The sequence below is a fragment of the Kribbella speibonae genome (assembly GCF_004331375.1).
Lineage (GTDB): Bacteria > Actinomycetota > Actinomycetes > Propionibacteriales > Kribbellaceae > Kribbella > Kribbella sindirgiensis.
Genome location: NZ_SJKC01000001.1, coordinates 2,035,532 through 2,054,071 on the forward strand (window position 1 = coordinate 2,035,532; position 18,540 = coordinate 2,054,071).

General features: G+C 69.0%; 19 protein-coding genes. 10 read left to right on the forward strand and 9 right to left on the reverse strand.

What is annotated here, in order from left to right; genetic code table 11:
* Positions 1-14: 14 nt before the first annotated feature.
* Positions 15-782, reverse strand: coding sequence for a hypothetical protein (locus tag E0H92_RS10265; protein ID WP_131468157.1), 768 nt, complete (start codon positions 780-782; stop codon positions 15-17).
* A gap of 18 nt (positions 783-800) precedes the next feature.
* Between E0H92_RS10265 and E0H92_RS10270 the strand changes: the two genes are divergently transcribed.
* Complete coding sequence (locus E0H92_RS10270; RefSeq protein WP_131496065.1) at positions 801-1,280, forward strand: NUDIX domain-containing protein; 480 nt, start codon at positions 801-803, stop codon at positions 1,278-1,280.
* A 25-nt stretch (positions 1,281-1,305) separates the two neighbouring features.
* Here the strand turns inward: E0H92_RS10270 and E0H92_RS10275 are convergent, their stop codons facing one another.
* The gene (locus E0H92_RS10275; protein WP_165549737.1) at positions 1,306-2,181 is read right to left on the reverse strand and encodes an SDR family oxidoreductase; all 876 of its coding nucleotides are present in this window, start codon (positions 2,179-2,181) and stop codon (positions 1,306-1,308) included.
* Between the two features lie 102 nt (positions 2,182-2,283).
* Here E0H92_RS10275 and E0H92_RS10280 point away from each other — a divergent pair, with 102 nt between their 5' ends.
* Positions 2,284-3,126, forward strand: a complete 843-nt coding sequence (locus tag E0H92_RS10280; protein WP_131496067.1) for an AAC(3) family N-acetyltransferase — start codon at positions 2,284-2,286, stop codon at positions 3,124-3,126.
* 27 nt (positions 3,127-3,153) lie between these two features.
* On the opposite strand, the gene E0H92_RS10285 is transcribed toward E0H92_RS10280, so the two are convergent.
* The 3 genes from E0H92_RS10285 to E0H92_RS10295 form a co-directional block, all read right to left on the reverse strand.
* A complete protein-coding gene (locus tag E0H92_RS10285; RefSeq protein ID WP_131496068.1) occupies positions 3,154-4,182 on the reverse strand; it encodes an NADPH:quinone reductase in 1,029 nt (342 codons plus the stop codon).
* Positions 4,183-4,255: 73 nt separating this feature from the next.
* Positions 4,256-5,068: an alpha/beta fold hydrolase gene (locus tag E0H92_RS10290; RefSeq protein ID WP_131496069.1), complete on the reverse strand. Its 813-nt coding sequence runs from the start codon at positions 5,066-5,068 to the stop codon at positions 4,256-4,258.
* A gap of 70 nt (positions 5,069-5,138) precedes the next feature.
* On the reverse strand, positions 5,139-5,963 hold the full coding sequence (locus E0H92_RS10295; RefSeq protein ID WP_131285779.1) for an alpha/beta fold hydrolase: 825 nt from the start codon (positions 5,961-5,963) through the stop codon (positions 5,139-5,141).
* Between the two features lie 140 nt (positions 5,964-6,103).
* Here E0H92_RS10295 and E0H92_RS10300 point away from each other — a divergent pair, with 140 nt between their 5' ends.
* Both E0H92_RS10300 and E0H92_RS10305 read left to right on the forward strand, forming a co-directional pair.
* Positions 6,104-6,625, forward strand: a complete 522-nt coding sequence (locus E0H92_RS10300; RefSeq protein ID WP_131496070.1) for a DinB family protein — start codon at positions 6,104-6,106, stop codon at positions 6,623-6,625.
* A 164-nt stretch (positions 6,626-6,789) separates the two neighbouring features.
* Positions 6,790-8,751, forward strand: a complete 1,962-nt coding sequence (locus tag E0H92_RS10305; RefSeq protein WP_131496071.1) for a heparinase II/III domain-containing protein — start codon at positions 6,790-6,792, stop codon at positions 8,749-8,751.
* Here the strand turns inward: E0H92_RS10305 and E0H92_RS10310 are convergent.
* Positions 8,736-9,353, reverse strand: coding sequence for a chloramphenicol phosphotransferase CPT family protein (locus E0H92_RS10310; RefSeq protein ID WP_202873565.1), 618 nt, complete (start codon positions 9,351-9,353; stop codon positions 8,736-8,738). The two genes, E0H92_RS10305 and E0H92_RS10310, sit on opposite strands and share 16 nt — an antisense overlap.
* A gap of 149 nt (positions 9,354-9,502) precedes the next feature.
* On the opposite strand from E0H92_RS10310, the gene E0H92_RS10315 reads away from it, so the two are divergent.
* The 3 genes from E0H92_RS10315 to E0H92_RS10325 all read left to right on the forward strand — a co-directional run bounded on the left by E0H92_RS10315 (position 9,503) and on the right by E0H92_RS10325 (position 11,766).
* Complete coding sequence (locus tag E0H92_RS10315; protein ID WP_165549738.1) at positions 9,503-10,399, forward strand: DUF4333 domain-containing protein; 897 nt, start codon at positions 9,503-9,505, stop codon at positions 10,397-10,399.
* 227 nt (positions 10,400-10,626) lie between these two features.
* Complete coding sequence (locus tag E0H92_RS10320) at positions 10,627-10,947, forward strand: nucleoside triphosphate pyrophosphohydrolase (protein ID WP_131496073.1); 321 nt, start codon at positions 10,627-10,629, stop codon at positions 10,945-10,947.
* A 60-nt stretch (positions 10,948-11,007) separates the two neighbouring features.
* Entirely contained in the window at positions 11,008-11,766 is a 759-nt protein-coding gene (locus E0H92_RS10325; RefSeq protein ID WP_131496074.1) for a class I SAM-dependent methyltransferase, read from the forward strand.
* Between the two features lie 7 nt (positions 11,767-11,773).
* On the opposite strand, the gene E0H92_RS10330 is transcribed toward E0H92_RS10325, so the two are convergent.
* Entirely contained in the window at positions 11,774-14,059 is a 2,286-nt protein-coding gene (locus E0H92_RS10330; RefSeq protein ID WP_238173364.1) for a CDP-alcohol phosphatidyltransferase family protein, read from the reverse strand.
* Positions 14,060-14,176: 117 nt separating this feature from the next.
* Between E0H92_RS10330 and E0H92_RS10335 the strand changes: the two genes are divergently transcribed.
* Entirely contained in the window at positions 14,177-15,127 is a 951-nt protein-coding gene (locus E0H92_RS10335; RefSeq protein WP_275670086.1) for a lysylphosphatidylglycerol synthase transmembrane domain-containing protein, read from the forward strand.
* Here E0H92_RS10335 and msrA read toward each other — a convergent pair.
* Together msrA and yczR are read right to left on the reverse strand one after the other, a co-directional pair.
* The gene (gene msrA, locus E0H92_RS10340) at positions 15,085-15,723 is read right to left on the reverse strand and encodes a peptide-methionine (S)-S-oxide reductase MsrA (RefSeq protein ID WP_131496075.1); all 639 of its coding nucleotides are present in this window, start codon (positions 15,721-15,723) and stop codon (positions 15,085-15,087) included. The genes E0H92_RS10335 and msrA overlap by 43 nt on opposite strands.
* Positions 15,724-15,923: 200 nt before the next feature.
* The gene (yczR, locus tag E0H92_RS10345; RefSeq protein WP_131496076.1) at positions 15,924-17,363 is read right to left on the reverse strand and encodes a MocR-like transcription factor YczR; all 1,440 of its coding nucleotides are present in this window, start codon (positions 17,361-17,363) and stop codon (positions 15,924-15,926) included.
* A gap of 63 nt (positions 17,364-17,426) precedes the next feature.
* On the opposite strand from yczR, the gene yczE reads away from it, so the two are divergent.
* Together yczE and E0H92_RS10355 are read left to right on the forward strand one after the other, a co-directional pair.
* Positions 17,427-18,086, forward strand: coding sequence for a membrane protein YczE (gene yczE, locus E0H92_RS10350; RefSeq protein ID WP_131467149.1), 660 nt, complete (start codon positions 17,427-17,429; stop codon positions 18,084-18,086).
* A gap of 27 nt (positions 18,087-18,113) precedes the next feature.
* Entirely contained in the window at positions 18,114-18,530 is a 417-nt protein-coding gene (locus tag E0H92_RS10355; protein WP_238153372.1) for a type III secretion system chaperone family protein, read from the forward strand.
* The last annotated feature ends 10 nt before the right edge of the window (positions 18,531-18,540 follow it).

Below are 18,540 nucleotides of genomic sequence, written 5' to 3' on the forward strand. Positions count from 1 at the left end.
CGACCCCCGGTCAGTCAGAGATTTCCTTCACCATCCTCGGCGCGACCAACCCTGTCAACGACCGCGGGGCGGGTCGCGCGAGACCATTGGGTGGCGGTGATGGCGGCGTAGGCTATGGCGCTGAGGGGGACTGCCCAGAAGCGGAAGAAGGGGAGCTGGCCGGAGACGGCGGTTGCGGCGAAGACGATGCCGTACGTCGCGAGGCCGGCGACCGTGCCGCGGCGGCGTGAGTCGAGGGCGGTGCTCGGAAGCGGGCCCATGTGCCGGTCGAGCAGGGTGCCGAACGCGCTCAGGCCGACGAGCGTGGTGAGGATGAACAGGATCGCGCCGGGGAGGTTCCCGAACACGATCGCGACCACGTTCAGGAACGTGACGACCGCGAACGCGACCCCCATGTCCAGCGCCCCGAACAGCAGGTGGGACCGGCGTCGGCGCTTGAGGTCGTCGCCGGTCCGGAGCGGGCCGGGATCGCCGGTGAGGCGTCGTACGGTCAGGATCAGGCCGGTCGCGATCAGGATCAGCAGCAGTACGCCGACAACGGACAGGATCACCGAGCGGGTGGTCGACATGTACTGGCGGACCTCGTCGCCGGACACGCAGCTCGCCGACGGCGGGAACCAGCTGGTGCGTGGGTGCGCGTTGTCCACGCCGACCTTGCGCGCGCAGTCCTCGCTCGGGTCGTACCAGTTCGGCATCGACAAGGTGACGACCGCCGTCCACACCAGCCCGCCGGCCAACCCCAACCCCAGCAGGGATCCCGCGCGCCGCCTCACCCAGTCCACGGCCCTACCCTCTCATCCGTGGACTCCTACCTTGCCCAGCTCCGCCGCGACGTTGGTTCCCGCCTGCTGTTGCTGCCCGGTGCGCAGGTTCTCGCGATCGACGCGGACGATCGGATCCTGTTCCAGAGGAGTCGCGACTCCGGTCGGTGGGAACTCCCCGCGGGCGGAGCGGAACCGGGCGACAGCTTCCGGCGTACGGCGGCTCGCGAGTTCTCCGAGGAGACCGGGCTGATCGTCGCGGAGGAGGACCTGATCCCGTTCGCCAGCCTGTCGCGCGCCGACGTCCACACGCTGACCTACCCGAACGGCGACGTCGTCCAGTGCTTCGCACTCTGCTTCGAAACCCACCGCTGGACCGGCACACTGCACCCGTCCGAGAACGAGGTCCTGGACGCCGCCTTCTTCGCCACACCCCCGAGCCCGCTCCATCCCCCGACAGAGCTGGTCCTTCGTCTGCACGCCGCCTACCTCCAGACGGGACTGTTCCAGGCGCATTGACTGTCCAGCCGACCGGCGAGTTGAGCTAGGCGCGGCCGGCCTGGTCGCGGAGGAACGAGGTGGCCGGGCGAGGGCTGATCGCCCTGCTGCGCAAGGGCTCGTCGGTCCAGGGCACGTCCTGCAGCGAGAACAGCAGGCTGATGCCGATGACAGAGGCGACGGCCTCGTTCCTCCGGCGGAGGAGTCTGATCGCCAGCCGTGCGACGGGCGCGGGCAGTCGCTGTACCTTGAGCTTGCGCTGCAGGAGGTCCTCGGCGAATGCGATCGCCTCGTTCCGGCTCAGCGCCTCCGGTCCACCGAACTCGATCAGCTCGGGCGGATCGGACTCGACCGCGACGGCGACGACCAGCGCGGCGACGTCCGCCGTGCTCACCCAGCGATGTTTGGCGTTGCCGTTGCCGATCACCCCGACCTTGCCGCCGGCGAGATCGAATCGTCCGAGCGGCCCGAGGTGGATCTCCTGGAACGCGTCCGGCCGTACGACGACGCGCCGCAGCGCCGACCGTCGTAGCCGGTCCTCGACCGCGAGTTTGGCGTGCTCGATCGGCACCCCGAGTCCCGCGTCGACCCCGGCGTACGAGAGGTAGACGAACCGCCGTACGCCGGCCTCCTCGGCGGCATCGACGAGCGCCAGCATGCCCCGCTCGTCGGTCTCGCTGATCGACGGTCCGGGCACGCCGGACAGGAGCCGCCCGATCGCGGTGGCCGTCGCGACCACCGTCTCCACTCCCGCACACGCTGTCCGCAGACTCGGGGGATTGGTCAGATCACCCACGACCACCTCGACCCCAGGAATCTCCGTCCTGGTCCGCACCAGGCACCGCACGTCCACCCCGCGCCCGACCAGTCCCCGAACGACCTGCCCGCCCAGCTCACCGGTTCCACCGACCACCAGCATCATGGCAATCACCCCTGCATCCGACGGTCCCGCTAGCCGTTGATCCGCGCAACAGCCCGGGAAAATGCCAGGCGCAGCCGGCTGCGTGGATGGGATAGTGCCGGGATGTGCGCAGCGGAGGTAGTGACTGCAGGAGATCTCGCCGACGGGCTGCGCAAGCTGGGGCTGGGGCGGGGGTCCGAGGTGATTGTGCATTCCTCGCTGAGTTCGTTCGGGTACGTCGACGGCGGTGCGGAGGCGGTCTGCTCGGCGCTGACCGAGGTGTGCGGGACCGTGCTGATGCCGGCCGGTACCTGGGATCTCACCGGGATCCCGGCACCGCCGGGGCTCGTTCGCCCGCACAACGACTACTGGAACGCGGACAGCTGGGCGGACTTCGACGAGCGGTTGTCGCAGGCAACAAGTTTCCGTGCCGAGCTCCCGGTCGACCGCTGGCTCGGAACGGTTGCGGAAACTTTCCGGCTGACCTGCTCGCCGTTCCGCACCGAGCATCCGCTGTTTTCCTACCAGGCCGCCGGTCCGGCCGCCGAACGTCTGCTCGCGGCCCAGCGCCCCGACTGGCCGCTCGGCCCGATCGAGGCCCTCGACGGCGACGTCCTGCTGCTCGGCGTCACCCACACCTCGAACACCACGATCCACCTCGCCGAGCAGCACCTCGGCCGCTCACGCTTCTACCGGTACGCGAGATCCGCCGACGGCCTGTGGGTCGAGCTTCCCAACGTCCCCGGCGCAAGCCACCACTTCGACGCCATTGAGCCGGTCCTGCGCTCCGCGACCAAGGAAATCCAGATCGGAAACGCGCGCATCCGCCGCATCCCCAAGCAGGCAGTACTCGCAGCGACCCGTCAGCTGATCGAAGCCGACCCCGCCGCCCTCCTCTGCACCACCGATCCCACCTGCCGCTGCGCCGCAGCCCTGCAACAGCGGCTGGCCGCCCTCGCCGCGTAGGGCGAGACGTTCCGTTCGAGGAGCTTCTCAGTCTGGGATGACGTCGATGAGGACCTTGCCGACGACGGCGTCCTCGACCGCGGCGTGTGCGTCCGCGGCCTGGTCCAGTGGATAGTGGTGCAGTGGGAGGCCGGCGTCGGGGCCGATGCGGATGGCGCCGGACTCGACCGCGGCCGTGACGTCGGCCAGGCCGCGCGGGCGCCAGGACTCCGGGGCCGTGTACAGCAGGACGAACTGCCAGCGGGCGTTCGGCACCATCGACGCGCGCACCGGGAGTTCCGTCGTCGCGCCGCCGTCGGTCGCGTAGACCGACACCGAGCCGTTCGGCGCGATCACCGCGGCGTCGATCGCCGCGTTCGCCGCCGGCGACACCTCGACGATCGTGTGCACGCCGTGCGGCGCGATCGCGCGGACCTCCGCGACCACGTCCTGCTGCTTGTAGTTGATGACGTGGTCGGCGCCCGCCAGCGCGGCCAGCTGGCCCTTCTCCGGGCTGCTCACGGTGGTGATCACGGTCGCGTCGGACCACCGGGCCAGCTGGATCGCCGCGTTGCCGACCGCTCCAGCGCCGCCGGCCACCAGCACGGTGCGGCCGGCGAGCTTGCCTGGACCGAGGCGATCAGGGCCGTCCTCGGTCACGGTCAAGCAGCGATGAGCGGTCAGGAACGGTACGCCGAGCGCGGCGCCGAGATCGTACGACGCGTCGTCGGGCAGCGGCACCACATGGCGGGCCGGGACTACCGCGTACTCCTGCGCCGTACCTCCTGAAGGCCGTTGGTACGCGGCCTCCCAGAGCCAGACCCGGCGGCCGGTGAGGGCTGCGTCGACGCCCTGACCGACGGCGTCGACGAGACCGGATCCGTCCTGGTTGGGCACCTGCGCCGGGTGCACCGGCGTACCGGCCTCGCTGCCGCGGCGCGACTTCCAGTCGGTCGGGTTGACGCCCGACCGGTGGATCCGCACCCGCACCTCCCCGGGACCGACCTCGGTCAGCGGCCTGTCCACGAGGGTCAGGACGTCGGGCTCACCGGTCACGGAGTACTGGATGGCGCGCACCCCATCGACGCTACCTCAGTTGCCTGGTGATCGGCGCAGGTCGCCCGAAGATCCGGACGACCTGCGCCGGGTGTCACCGGGTGGCGCGGATCGCCTTCTCGATCACCGAGGTGATCGGGCCGGGAGCGGTGACGAGGCCGAGGTGGCCGGTCGGGATCCGGGTGATGGTGGAGTGGGCCCGGGTCGCCATGTCCTGCTGCGCGGCCGGGGTGATGATCAGGTCGCGGGTGCCGAGGACGTACCAGGACGGGATCGTCGCCCAGGCCGGCGGCCCGGACGGGCTGAAGCCGGCGCTCAGCGCGAGCGGGCGTTGCGCCGGGTACAGCTGCTCGGCCTGCGCAGGCCGCATCCCCGAGGCGAACGAGTTCACGAAGGTGTCGTGCTTCAGGTAGAGGTCGACGTCGCCGGTGGGTGCTCCGGGGTACGGAACGAAGTCGAAAACGGTTTCCGGCGGGACGGCGAGGGCGGAGTCCGCACCCGCCAGTGGGAACACGGCCTCGCCTTCGGCCGGCGCGAAGGCGTCGACGTACACGAGGGCCTTGACGTTCGGGTTGCCGGTGGCGGCGTTGGTGATCACCGCGCCGCCGTACGAGTGCCCGACCAGGACGATCGGCCCGGACAGGGTGGAGAGGAAGCTGCGGATCGTCGCGGCGTCGGTGGGGAGGCTGCGCAACGGGTTCGGCGGTACGCGGACCTGGTAGCCGTCGTCGATCAGCCGGCTGGTGACCTTCGCCCAGCTCGATCCGTCGGCCCACGCGCCGTGAACCAGCACAACGGTCGGCCGCGGCCGGTTCGGGTACGACGCCGCGGCGGGCGTCACGGCCGCGATCAGGACGCCGAGGACTGCGCCGAGGGCTGCCAGAAAACGTGTTCTGCGGTGGTGCATGGATGGTGCCTTTCGTCAGGCGACTGTCGCCGGGAGGGCGCGCTGGTGCGTGACGAAGCCGGGCGGTGAACTAGGACCGGAAGAACTCGAGGAGATCGGCGTTGACCACGTCGGCGTGCGTCGTGGGCAGGCCGTGCGGGAGGTCCTTGTAGGTCTTGAGGACCCCGTTCTTGAGCAGCGCGGCCGACTTCGGGCCGGAATCGGCGTACGGCACGATCTGGTCGTCCTCGCTGTGCACGACCAGGACCGGGATGGTGATCGTCCGCAGGTCCTCGGTGAAGTCGGTCTGGGAGAACGCGACGATGCCGTCGTAGTGGGCCTTCGCGCCGCCCATCATGCCCTGGCGCCACCAGTTCGCGATGACCGCTTCGCTGGGGACGGCGCCCGGGCGGTTGAAGCCGTAGAACGGCCCTTCCGGGAGTGCGCGGTAGAAGGCCGACCGGTTCGCCGCGAGCTGCGCCTGGAGGTCGTCGAAGACCGCCTTCGGCAGGCCCTCCGGGTTCGCGTCGGTCTGCACCATCAGCGGCGGGACCGCGCAGAGCAGCGCGGCTTTGGCGGCCCGGTCCTCGCCGTGCCGGGCCAGGTAGTGCGTGACCTCGCCGCCGCCGGTCGAGTGCCCGACGTGGATGCAGTCGCGCAGGTCGAGATGGTCGACGACCGCCTTCAGGTCGTCTGCGTAGTGGTCCATGTCGTGTCCGTCGCCGGTCTGCGTCGAGCGGCCGTGCCCACGGCGGTCGTGCGCGACGACGCGGTACCCCTTCGACAGGAAGAACAGCAGCTGGTTGTCCCAGTCGTCGGCCGACAGCGGCCATCCGTGACTGAAGACGATCGGCTGGCCCGTACCCCAGTCCTTGTAGAAGATCTCCGTACCGTCGCTGGTCGTGATCGTTCCCACGTCAACCCCCTTGTGCAATGGGCTCGGCCCAGTCGCCGCCCCCACGCCAAGCTAGTCGCGGGCCGCGGCCGGAACCACGCCCCGGACATGAATTTCTGTAGCGGACAGATCCTGGCCGCTATGGCGTTTAGAGTCGCGGTATGACCACAAACGAGCAGGGCTTGACCGGTGAGCGGGCTGACATCCTGGAGTTCCTCGGCAAGCACCGGGGGTTCCTGCGGCACACCGCTCAGGGGCTGACCGACGAGCAGGCCTCGACCCGCAGCACCATCAGCGAGCTGACCGTCGGCGGGCTGATCAAGCACGTGAGTTCGACCGAGCAGCACTGGGCCGAGTTCGCGCAGGGCCAGGGCGGGTCCACGCCGACCGAGTACACCCCGGAGATGATGGCGTCCTGGCAGGACCAGTTCCGCCTGGTCGAGGGGGAGACCCTCGCCGACGTTCTCGCGGCGTACGAGAAGATCGCCGCCGCCACCGACGAGCTCGTCCGCACTCTCGACCTGGACACCAGCTACGAGCTTCCGTCCGCGCCCTGGCAGCCGCCGGGCGTGTTCTGGACCGTCCGCCGGGTCTTCCTGCACATCACCGCGGAGACCGCCCAGCACGCCGGCCACGCCGACATCATCCGGGAATCGATCGACGGCCAGAAAACCATGGGCTGAGCCAACAAACAGAGCGCCAGGACTCCTCGGGGTCCTGGCGCTCTGCTGTGCGCGGAAACGCAACTTTCCGCGGGGTTTCCGCATCGAGGCAGATAAGGGGAAGCAAACCTCGGTGAGTTGACCGCCTCCATTGGGCTGACCGACGTCCGGGGAGGTACAACTTCATGCGATTCAGGAGGAGTGCGGCCCTTGCGGCCGTAGGGATCGCTGTTCTGGTGCTGGGGGCGGGAACGGCAACCGGAAACACTCGTGCAGCGGGCGAAGAGCCCGGGATCCAGATTGTCCCAGGACCGGACGATCCGGCCGAGTCCCAGTTCGTGCCGGGCGCGAGCAACGTCGTACCGCCGACGGCCGCGCCGGCGACGGACATCGGTACGGACACGAACAAGATCCAGACGCTCGCGGCGCCGTTCTACGCGTGCCCGGGGTTCAGCGGGATCGAGAAGACCAACCCGTTGGCGAACCTGTACGCCGACAAGTTTGCCTGGGGCCCGTATGCGGCGTACAAGGTCGGCAACGGCGGCGGCAACATCAACTGGGCGTTGAATCCGTACAGGAACGCCAGCTGGTACATGTGGTTCCACTCACTGCGATGGCTCGGGCAAGGGATTGTTGCCGCGAGCAAGGGTGATCTCACCGCACTGACGCGGGTCAACACGATCGCGTACGACTGGTACCGCGACAATCCGTACTCGTGGAAGGCGAACGTCGGCGCGTGGGAGTCCACCATGCACCGCACGAACGTGCTGAACTGCCTGCGACAGGCGATCCTCGCCGGGCTCCACGTGAGTACCGTGCCGGCCCGGTACGCCTGGGTCGACGCGGCGCTGCTGAGTCATGCGAGATTCCTGACCTACAACTGGAGTGGTGCGTGGAACCATGGAACCGACGAGAGTATCGCGCTGTTCGGCGTCGGCTGTGTGCTCGGCCGGACCGACTACAAGAACCTCGCGCAGCAACGATTCGCGGCCGGGATCACGACTTCGATCGATGCCGAGGGTGGGACCAACGAACAGTCCACCGGCTACGCGGCGTTCAACTACTCGCTGTGGGGTCGCGCGATCGCGGTGATGCAGAACTGCGGCGTCAACCCCGGTACGACGATCGCGACCCGGCGCGCGTTGCTGGCCAAGTTCTTGACGCTGGCAACGAACTCGCTCGGTAAGCTCCACCAGATCGGTGACACCGAGGTGCAGGCGACGTACCCGTGGACAGGTACGCCGTTGCAGTTCGCGGGTTCGAAGGGTACGGCGGGCACGATGCCGCTGTGGCGGGTCGGGGTCTACTCGGCCGGTTACGTGTTCGGCCGCACGGGGTGGGGAAGCGATCCCACCAGAGGTTTCGCGGGCGAGTCGACGTACAGCATCAGGTACGGACCGGCGCGGGCGTTCCACGGGCACTTCGACCACACCGGCATCACGTACACGGCCCGCGGGCGGGACATCCTGGTCGACGGCGGGTACGCCGCGTACAGCGCCGGCGCGTACCGTACCTGGGCCGTCAGTCCGAATGCCCACAGTGTGATGACGACGCCGAAGTCGACGTACCCGAATCCGGTGACACGGCTGACCGCCTACTCGGTGAAGGCGAACGCGGAATCGTACGTGTTCGCGGATGCGCCGGGGAGCGGGATCAGCCGGGTCCGCTCGGTTCTGGCGCTGAAGGATCCGGATCTGCTCGTGGTGTGGGACCGGGCGTCGGCGAGGACCGCGCAGGCGTTCCAGACGCTGTGGCATCTGCCGCCGGACCAGCGTGCGACCGTCGTGTCCCGGACGACCGCCGTGGCGATGGCGCCGGGCGACACGTCCAAGACGATCCTGTTCCAGGTGCCGTTCAAACAGGCGCTGCCGGCCGGCGCGCTTCTCGTCAAGCAGGCCCAGACCAACCCGATCCAGGGCTGGTACTACCCGAGCAGCTACGTCCGGAAGTCCGCGCCGACGCTGATGATGGCTCGGTCCGGCACGACGGCCTCGATCCTGTCGTTCATCGTGCCGGTACGGTCCAGCGGGTCGGTTACGTACACCGTGCGACAGGTCGGTACGACGTTCATCGTCAACCTCAACGTCGGCGGTCAACGCGCCAGCATCGCGATCTCCGCAGGCGGCTCGCTCTACCGCGCCGGATGAATCTCAGGCTCCCGCCGGTCAGCCTTTCGGAGCTGGTCGAAGGCTGTCGGCGGGCCGGCCTCGAGGCGGTCGCGGATCTGCGCAGCGCATTCGGCCGGGGTATACCGGTCCGACTCGACCTCCACGTCGTACACGCCGTGCTCGTGGACGATCGGGAACTGCACCGCCGCCCTGCCGATCGTGCGGTTGCCGCGGTCGCGTTCGCGCCGCTCGAGTTCGGGCAGCGCGCATCGGACGCCGACGAACAGGACCGGCAGCCCGTCGAACACCGTGAGGCAGTCCGTCAGCCGCCACTTCTCACCGAGGATGTGATCCACCACCACGTCGTTCCCCGCCGACGCCATCCCGGCGACGGCCCGGTGGAATCCGAGCACCGTCCGCTGGAACACGGACAAGAACGCCTCGTCCGGCATCTCCCGCCGGGCGCGGATCCGATGGAACTGGTCGATCGCGAGATGGAACCAGGTGCCGTCCAGCGAGCCGAGCAGCTCGGCCGCGATACTCGACTTGCCGGAACTCGACGTACCGTTCAGGAAAATCAGCCTGCCGGGGCGGTCGAGTTTCGTTTCGGGAGTCAGCTCATGGCTCGCGGTGATCGACACCGGCCCATCATCCCTGATGGCTTCTTCCCCGGTGCGGCGAGGAGTAACGTCCTGGAGCAGGACTGCGGACCGTGAACGCGGGGGGAGCCGCCGCCCATCAGATGGCGGGGGGCGTCATGTGTGCAATCGCTTGTTCACGAGGGGCTGCGGTGTTGTTCGCTGTGGCGCTGGCGGGGTGTTCGGTCGAGGTCGGCGGGGGCGGCGGTACCGTCGATGCGGATCGGATCGCTTCGGCGGTGTCGGCGTACCTGCGGGAACACGTTCCCGACGTACAGCCCGGCAGGATCGAGTGCCCGAAGGACGTGAAGATCGCCGAGGGCAAGACGTTCCAGTGCACGGCCGAGGTGGCCGGCACCAAGTTGCCGGTGACCGTGACGTTGAGCCAGGTGACCGGCGACGACTACACCTACAAGCTCACACCGGCTAAGGCGCTCATCGACACCGGCAAGGTGGTCACCGAGATCCGGTCCAGGCTGCCGGCGCAGGCCGCGGGCGCCTCGATCGACTGCGGTACGGCGCTGATCCGCATCGTCGAGGTCGGCGGGAAGGTCCCGTGCACCGTCTCGTTGGCGGGCAAGCGACAGGTCGTCCAGACCGTGGTCGACGACGTCGGCGGCACCGTGCACTTCGAGCCCGCCACGGTGTGGATGGTGACGGCGCCGTCGACCGGGAAGATCGGCGACAAAGTGACGGTGTACGGCGAGTCCGGCGACGCCCAACTGGAGGTCACCGTCACGCGCCTCAAGTTCAGCACCGGCGACGAGTTCGACAAGCCCGAAGACGGTTTCTTCCTGGGCGCCTACGTGACCCTACGAGCCCTGACCGACCAGCAGGACCTGATCGAATTCACCGCGGTCGCCGGGGGCACCACCTACTCCGGCGACGCCATCGTCACCTCAACCACCTTCGACCCACCCCTCGACCCAGTAATCCTCAACCAAGGCGAACAATCCATCGGCTGGCTGATCTTCGACGTCCCCACCCGCCACGGCCAACTAACCCTCCACGACGCCAACAACCACCAACTAGGAACCTGGAAGTACTGAAACGGTGCTTCACGCCAGCGGTGGAACGTCGCCTTCGCGGAGGGAACGCGCCATGGGAGTTCGTCGTACGGGGTGGTGATTGTGCGCACCTGGTGCCCGAGCTCAGCGAGCACCGCGTCGGGAACGGTTTGGCCGCGGCTCGCCTGCTCAGGGGGCACAAGCGCGATCCTGGCGCAGCGGAAAGCGGTTGGGGCGAACTGTCGCCCGGTCTGACCTAGTCTGTCGAGGTGGAGAGTGCTGGCGGCAAGTTGGTGAGGGATCGGATTCCCGAGATCATTCGGGCTGACGGCGGCGAGCCGGTGACGTACCGGGCCGAGCCTGACGAGTTCCGTAGGCGGTTGCGCGACAAGCTCCGCGAGGAGGTCGACGAGTTTCTCGAGGCCGATGACGCGTCCGCGGTCGAGGAACTCGCCGACATCCTCGAGGTCGTCTACGCTCTCGCAGCCGACCTGGGAACCACCACGGATGCCCTCGAAACAACCCGAGCTACCAAGGCCGCCGCCCGCGGAGCGTTCACCGACCGAACCGTCTGGACGGGCATCGCCTGATCCCGCCTACTCGACGAAAATGCCAGGCGGTGGGTGTACGCAAGATGTCAGGATGCGGGCATGGTTGCGCGCGCATTGAGCTTCGGGACGGTGGCAGAAGCCTACGAACGGTTCCGCCCCGGGTATCCGGTGGAGCTCCTCGAGCTGGTGACGGCGTACGCCGGTACGCCGCTCCGGACCGCCCTGGAAATCGGCGCCGGGACCGGCAAGGCGACCCGTCTGTTCGCGCAGGGAGGCCTCGAGGTCACCGCAACAGACCCTGACGCGGCCATGCTCGCGGAGGCGCGCAAACACCTACCGGCCAGCGTCACCACCGTGCAGTCCGCCTTCGAGGACCTGCCGCTGGATGCCTCGTACGACCTGGTGTATTCGGCCGCCGCCCTCCATTGGACCAACCCCGACGGCCGATGGGAGCGCATGGCGGCGCTCGTGCGACCGGGTGGTGTGTTCACCTCGTTCGGCGTACCGATCCAGCTAGCCGACCCCGCCCTCAAAGAGGCAGTCCGCGCGGCCCGTGCGCCGTACCTGGTGGACGACGGCGTCCCGTCACCCGACGGCACCCCCGAGGACCGCCCCATGCAATGGCCCGGCACGGAACTCCAGCAGACCGAGTGGTTCACCGACGTCCAGCAGGCAGTGATCGAACGCCGCCTCACGATGAGCGCCCACGACTACATCGGACAGCTCTCGACTGTCTCGGCGTACCTGATGCTCCCGCCCGCAGACCGCGACGAGGTCTTCCGCCGCACCCTCGAGGCCCTCCCCGAAACCGTGGAAGTCGACGCCCAGATCCACATCCACCTGGCCCGCCGCCACTAAAACCAGTTCAGCGGTAGGCGGTGAGGAACCGGTCCCGAAAGGTATCCATCGGCCAGACCGGTGCGTCGGCGTCCGGCCGCAGCCCGTCCGACCAGCCCCAGTCTGCTACCCGATCCGTCACGGCTGGGTCGGCAGCGATGATGCTCACCGGTACGTCGCGGCTCGCCCCGTTGCCGGACACGATGCTGGCCGGCTGATGGTCGCCGAGGACGACGAGCACCAGGTCGCGGTCGTGGCGCTGCTGTACGAACGAGCTCACGGCGTCGAGCGAGTACGCGATGGACTGTGCATAAGCGGCCTTCACACGGTCCGGTTGCCGCCATACGTCCTCCGGTGAGTCACCCTCGGCCGGCATCGGGTTGAAGACCGAGCCGTCACCCACTTGGCTCCAGTCGACGAGCCGGGGGAGCGGTGCCCAGGGCGTGTGGCTGGACACCAGGTCGACCTCGGCCATGACGGGACCGCGGTTCGGCTTGTCCAGCTCCAGCCGCTGGAGCGCGGCCAGGGTGTACTGGTCAGGCATCGCGGCATAGCTGAACGACGGCCCGACGTACCCCACGTTCCGGCGGTCGTAGACCGTGTCGTAGTGGTAGTACGTCTTCGCCACCGGCCAGTCCCTGTCGTTGGACGGTACGGCGGCCACTGTCCGCCAGCCGGCGCGGCCGAACGCGTCGGTGAGAGTGAGCCGGTCCAGGGTGACGAGGTAGTCGTACCGCTGCTGGTTGTCCACCCAGAGCCCGGACTGCAGGCTGGAGTGCGCCAGCCAGCTGATGCCGCCGAAGGTCGGCGAGGTGAGGAAGCCGCTGCGGGAGGAGAAGCCGGCCTGCTGGAGCCGCCGGTCCCCGGCCTCGAGCGCCGACCCGACTACTGGAGAGTCGAGTGCCGTGCGTCCGTAGCTCTCGACGAAGACCAGGAGGACGTCCTTGCCCCTCAGGCCGGTCAGCAAGTCGTTGCCCGGGGTGTCGCGGAAGGGATCCTGCGCGAGCGCCCGTTCGAACTCTTGCTGGTCGCGGACGTCGTCACGGACCTGCGTGGCGAGCCGGGCCGCGGACGCCGAGGCGAGCTGTTGTACGGGCCAGGCGCCGGTCAGCGTGGGCACGATCGAGATCGCGGCCAGGACGGCAACGATCCGGATCGTCGGCTGCCGGTGTCTCGCCACGAGCCGGGTCACCCGCACTGCCGACAGCGCCAGCAGGGCGAGCAGGGCCACACAGAGGACTCCTGCTCCGATGAAGACCGCGAGGGCTCCGGCACGGCCGATCGAGTCGCCGAGCAGGGCCAGCGCGGAGTCCGCGTACGCCGCGTCGTAGACCGGGTGAAAGGGGCGGTCGAAGGCGAAGTAGAAGCCTCTGTCGAGCAGCCGGAGGATCATCAGCACCCCGGCGAGGAGACCGGCGATCAGTGCGAGGATCCGCGCCAGTCTCGACGGCAGCACCCATACGAGTACGACGAACACCAGGCCCTCGAGCGGGATACGGAGGAACGTGGCCGGTGACAGGTCGCCGGTGTGGTCCGGCACGAGAAGCGCAGCCCAGACCAGGAGCACCGCTAGCGCCGACGTCACGGTGGCACGAGTTCCCCGCGGGCTTCCGGCCAGGCGCCAGAGGCCCCAGGTGTGACGGCCGAACGACTCGGCCAGTAGTCCCAGAGCGATCAGCAGCATCACCGTGGTCATGGCATCGGGCAGGATGCGGGCAGCCGCGACGGTCAGGGCGATGCCCACGATCGCGGCGACGACCTTGGCCCAGTAGCGGGGCGGGAGCGAGCCGCGCAGCCACGGCACCGCCCAGCTGGCTGCCACGAACACGTAGCGGGCTGCGCCGAAGGTGATCACCCACCAGCCCATCGTGGGTGCGACGTACACGCTCAGGACCAGAACGAGGAACGAGTCGACCTCCATGTCGAAGCGTGCCCCGAACGCCGAAACGGTGCCGGTACGCCGAGCGATCCGGCCGTCCACGCCGTCGAGGATCAGCGCGATCGTCGAGAGCGTCACGAAAAGCGCCACCGGTGTCCGGCCGCCGAACGAGTCCGCCGTGAGCGCTGCGACTCCGCAGGCGAGGACCGCGCGAGCCAGTGTCACTCTGTCCGCGGGCCCCAGCCCGTCACGACGGTGATGCGCCATCGAGCGGACGGTCAACGCGGAAAGGCCGGCTCCGCAGGTGACGCCGGTCGCCCAGCCGGCGACGCCGAGGCCGGTGGTTGCCGCGAGGACACCGAGGAGCACGAGCAGGCAAGCGAAGCCGGCGAGCGGGCCGATCAGGTTGCGCAGTCGACGCTGAACCAGACGCACGATGCCTCCGTATCTGCGGGTACGACGGTCATACGACAACAGCGTCGCACCGGTTCATCCGGACCCAACTACGAGATCGGAACTGCCATCAAACGAAGCATCTGGAACTGGGCGCGCGTGGCGGGCGGCGGCGCGATCCTCGCCGTTCTCGTGTGGCGGGTGGGTACGGGGCCAGTGGTGGACGGTCTTCGACTGACGACCGGCTGGACGCTCGCCGCCGCCCTCGCAATCACGTCGCTGACCACATTGTGCTGCGCATGGCGGTGGAGGCTCATCGCCGGCGGGCTTGGCGTCGAGATGCCGCTGAGGACCGCGGTGGCTGCGTACTACCGGTCCCAGTTCCTCAACGCCACGTTGCCCGGCGGGGTGATGGGCGACGTACACCGCGCCGTGCGCCACGGGCACGAGGTCGGCGACCTGGGCCGGAGCCTGCGGTCCGTCGCGTGGGAGCGGACGTCGGGATTTGCGGTACAGATCGTGCTGACGGTGGGCGTACTGCTCATGCTGTCCTGGCCCGCCGGCGCCTTCGTTCCCCCGGTCGCCCTGACGGTCGTGGTCGTCTCCGGTGTGGCGCTGGCCGCCGTACTCCTCTGCCTGAATCGACGTCGCGCCTCCTCGCGGATCGGACGCGCCTTCACGAGCGATCTCCGCGACGCGGTCCTCGCGCGGCGGGCCTGGCCCGGCATCGTGCTCGCATCTACCGTCGCGGTGCTCGGCCACGCTGCGGTGTTCCTGATCGCGGTGCGAGCGACCGGAGCCGACGTGTCGCCGGCTCGGCTGCTGCCCCTGGCACTGGTCGTGCTGACGGCCTCAGCGGTGCCGACAAACATCGCAGGCTGGGGCCCACGCGAGGGCGCAGCCGCCTGGGCGTTCAGCTCGGCCGGACTGGGCGCAACGCTGGGCCTCACGGTCGCGGTGGTGTACGGCGTACTCGCCCTGGTCGCAACCCTGCCTGGAGCCGTCGTCCTCGTGACAGGCAAACGAAAGCGGCCCCCACCAACCGGTGGAGGCCGCGTTCAAGAGCGTCAGGCAGGAAACGGTACGCCGGTGTTGCTGTGGCAGCGGTAGCCGTTGGGGTTCTTGTGGAGGTACTGCTGGTGGTAGGCCTCGGCGTAGTAGAACGTGGTGGCTGGGGCTATTTCGGTGGTGATGTCTTCGTAGCCGAGGGGCTTGATGACGGGGGCGTAGAGGTCTCGGGTGCGTTCGGCCTCGGCGCGCTGGGCGTCGGTGGTGTAATAGATCGCCGAGCGGTACTGCGAACCGAGGTCGTTGCCCTGGCGCATGCCCTGCGTCGGGTCGTGGGTCTCCCAGAAGACCTTCAGCAGGTCGGTGAAGGTGGTCTTGGTCGGGTCGTACACGACCCGGACGGCCTCCGCGTGACCGGTGCGTCCGGTGCAGACCTCCTCGTACGACGGGTTCGGGCTGTAACCGCCCGCGTACCCGACGGCCGTGGTGTACACGCCCGGCTGCTGCCAGAAGATCTCCTCGGTGCCCCAGAAACATCCGGTGCCGAACCAGACCTCCTCGAAGCCCTCGGGCGCGGCAGCGGTCTGCGGCGTGTGCAGGACGATGTTCTCGTCCGGTACGGCGAAGCCTGGGGTGGGCCGGCCGGGTAGCGCGGCCGCCGGCTCGACCATGGCGGTGTTGCGGCTGAAGAACGACATTCTCACGCCTCTCGCAGTGTGACTCTCATAGTCTCCCAACGCCCCCGGCCAGGCGAACCTTCCCCGCACCCCTTACGGCACGATGACGTGCCGACCCGGACCTGCACCACTCATCAACCGCCCCAACAGGGCGCTCGGACGCGACGGCTGAGCGTGAACCGGCTCGCTAGCGCCAGCTTGATGAGTGGTGGAGGTCCGCCCTAGGCGATCATCGCGCCGGGCCGCCGGGTGGGTGGGCCCGCGGCCAGGGAGTTGTACGACGCGGCGAGGCGCTCGACGCCTTCGCGCAACGAGTCCACGTCGAGCGTGAACGGGAGGCGGATGAAGGATTCGAGGCCGCCGTCGGGGGAGAAGCGGGACCCGGCGACCAGGAGCGCGCCGTTGCGCTGGGAGACGCCGACGAGGCTGGAGCCGACCGGGTCGGGGAGCTCGCACCACAGCGACAACCCACCCGACGGCATCCGGAACTTCCACGAAGGCAGCTCGGCGGACACCGCGGCGGCCAGAGCGTCCCGCCGCTCCGTCAGCGACGCCCGGCGCTCCGGCAGCAGAGTCGAGCGGCGCCGCAGCAGGTCCGCGACCACCAACTGCTCCAGTACCGGCGCGCCGAGATCCATCGACGCCCGCGCGTCCAGGATCCGCGCGACCAGCGCCTCCGGCACCCGCATCCACCCGATCCGCAACCCGCCCCAGAACGACTTGCTCACCGATCCGACCGTGATCACACCGTCCGGGTCGTACGACGCGAACGGCGGCGGCATTTCCTGCCCGTCCAGCGACAGTTCGAACAGCGTCTCGTCCACGATCGCCGTCGTCCGCGACCGCGCGAACGCCCGCGCCAGCCGCTGCCGATCCGCCGCGGACATCAGGAAACCGGTCGGATTCTGGAAGTCCACCACCATCCACGCCGCCCGCGGCGCCGTCTGCCGAATCGTTGCCTCCAGCAAGGGCAGGTCCCAGCCGCCGGGGGACATCGGTACGGCGACCACCCGGCAACCGCTGCGCCGGATCGCGTCCACCGAGTTCGGGTGCGTCGGGCTCTCGGTGAGGACCCGGTCGCCGATCTGCGTGATCGCCCGGACCGCGATGGACGTCGCCGCGAGCGCCCCGGCGGTGACGATGATCTGGTCCGCGGTCGTCGGCAACCCACGTTCGTTGTACGCCGCCGCGATCTCGGAGCGCAGTACGGGCAGTCCCTGCGGGTGGTACCCCGGTGTCGCCAGATGGAGCGGCAACTCGAGCGCCGCCGACGCCACCGCCGTACTGATCCCGGCGACCGCGGCCGGCGCCGCACACGTGAAGTCGTACAGCCCGTCGGTGTCGATTCCCGGCGCGTGGTGCCGCCCGAGCTCCGGCTCGACCTTCGACGGCAGCGCCGTGACGCTGCCCGAACCACGCCGGCTCGTCAGGTACCCGCTGTCCCGCAGCTCCCGATAGGCAGACGCGACCGTCGTACGGCTGACGCCCAGCGCCTCGGTCAGCTCACGCTCGCTCGGCAGCCGCGACCCGGGCATGATCCGCCCGTCGGCGATCAGCAGCCGGAGCCGCTCGGCCAGGATCCGGTACGCCGGACCGGTTCCGTCGGCCCACTCGCCGAGCAGGCCGCTTAACGTGCTGGCGGGAAGATAACGGGCTCGCATGCAGTCCACTATCGCGCAACTGGCTATCGAATGCCAGGCCACTTACGTCGGACACTGGATCTCGTGACCGCCACCTCCGATGCCCCGCCACGCCAGCTCGCGCCGCTCAACCCGATCCAGCAGCTGAAGGCAGGCCACCTCCCGCGCCGCCTGGTGCAGCTGTACGTCGGCCTGACGCTGTACGGCGCCTCGATGGGCCTGATGATCCAGGGCAACCTCGGCCTCGACCCGTGGGATGTGTTCCACTCCGGCATCACCAAGCACCTCCCGCTCAGCTTCGGGACCGTGGTGATCGCGATGAGCTTCGTGGTACTGCTCGCCTGGATCCCGCTGCGCCAGTGGCCCGGGCTCGGCACGATCAGCAACGCGATCGTGATCGGCCTGGTCACCGACCTGACCTTGGCCACGGTCGACCGCCCGGACGCGCTCTGGCTGCGGATCGTGTTCATGCTGTCCGGTGTCGTCCTCAACGCGCTGGCCGGCGCCCTCTACATCGGCGCCCAGTTCGGCCCCGGTCCCCGCGACGGCCTGATGACCGGCCTGGTACGCCGTACCGGTCTGAGCGTCCGTCTCGTCCGGACGTCGCTCGAGCTGACCGTCCTCGCCACGGGCTTCCTGCTCGGCGGCTCGATCGGCGTCGGCACCGTCGTCTACGCCCTCTCGATCGGCCCGCTCGTCCACATCCTGCTGCCGATCTTCACGGTCCGCCTGAAGCGCGGGTAGACCCTGGCCCGACCGTACGATGACGCGGTGTCGCTCGTCGTACCGGACCAGGAATTGATCAAGGATCTGCTGGAGCAGTTGGAGGTCAAGCACTTCGTCGACGAGGAAGGTGATCTCGCGGCGCCGTACGAGACCTTCCGGACGTACTTCATGTTCCGCGGCGAAGAGGACCAGCGGACGCTGGCGGTGCGAACGTTCTACGACCGGGTGCACACCCTCGACGACAAGCCGCGACTCCTGGACGTCATCGACGACTGGAACCGCCGCGCCTTGTGGCCCAAGGTCTACAGCCACACCGGGGACAACGGCGTCGTCAGGTTGATCGGTGAGAGCCAGATGCTGATCGCCGACGGGATCGGGAAGGGGCTCTTCTTCCAGACGACCGTGACCTGGATTCGCGCGGCGGTCGAGTTCGACCGCTGGCTGGTCGAGCAGCTCGGCTGAAAACGCAACG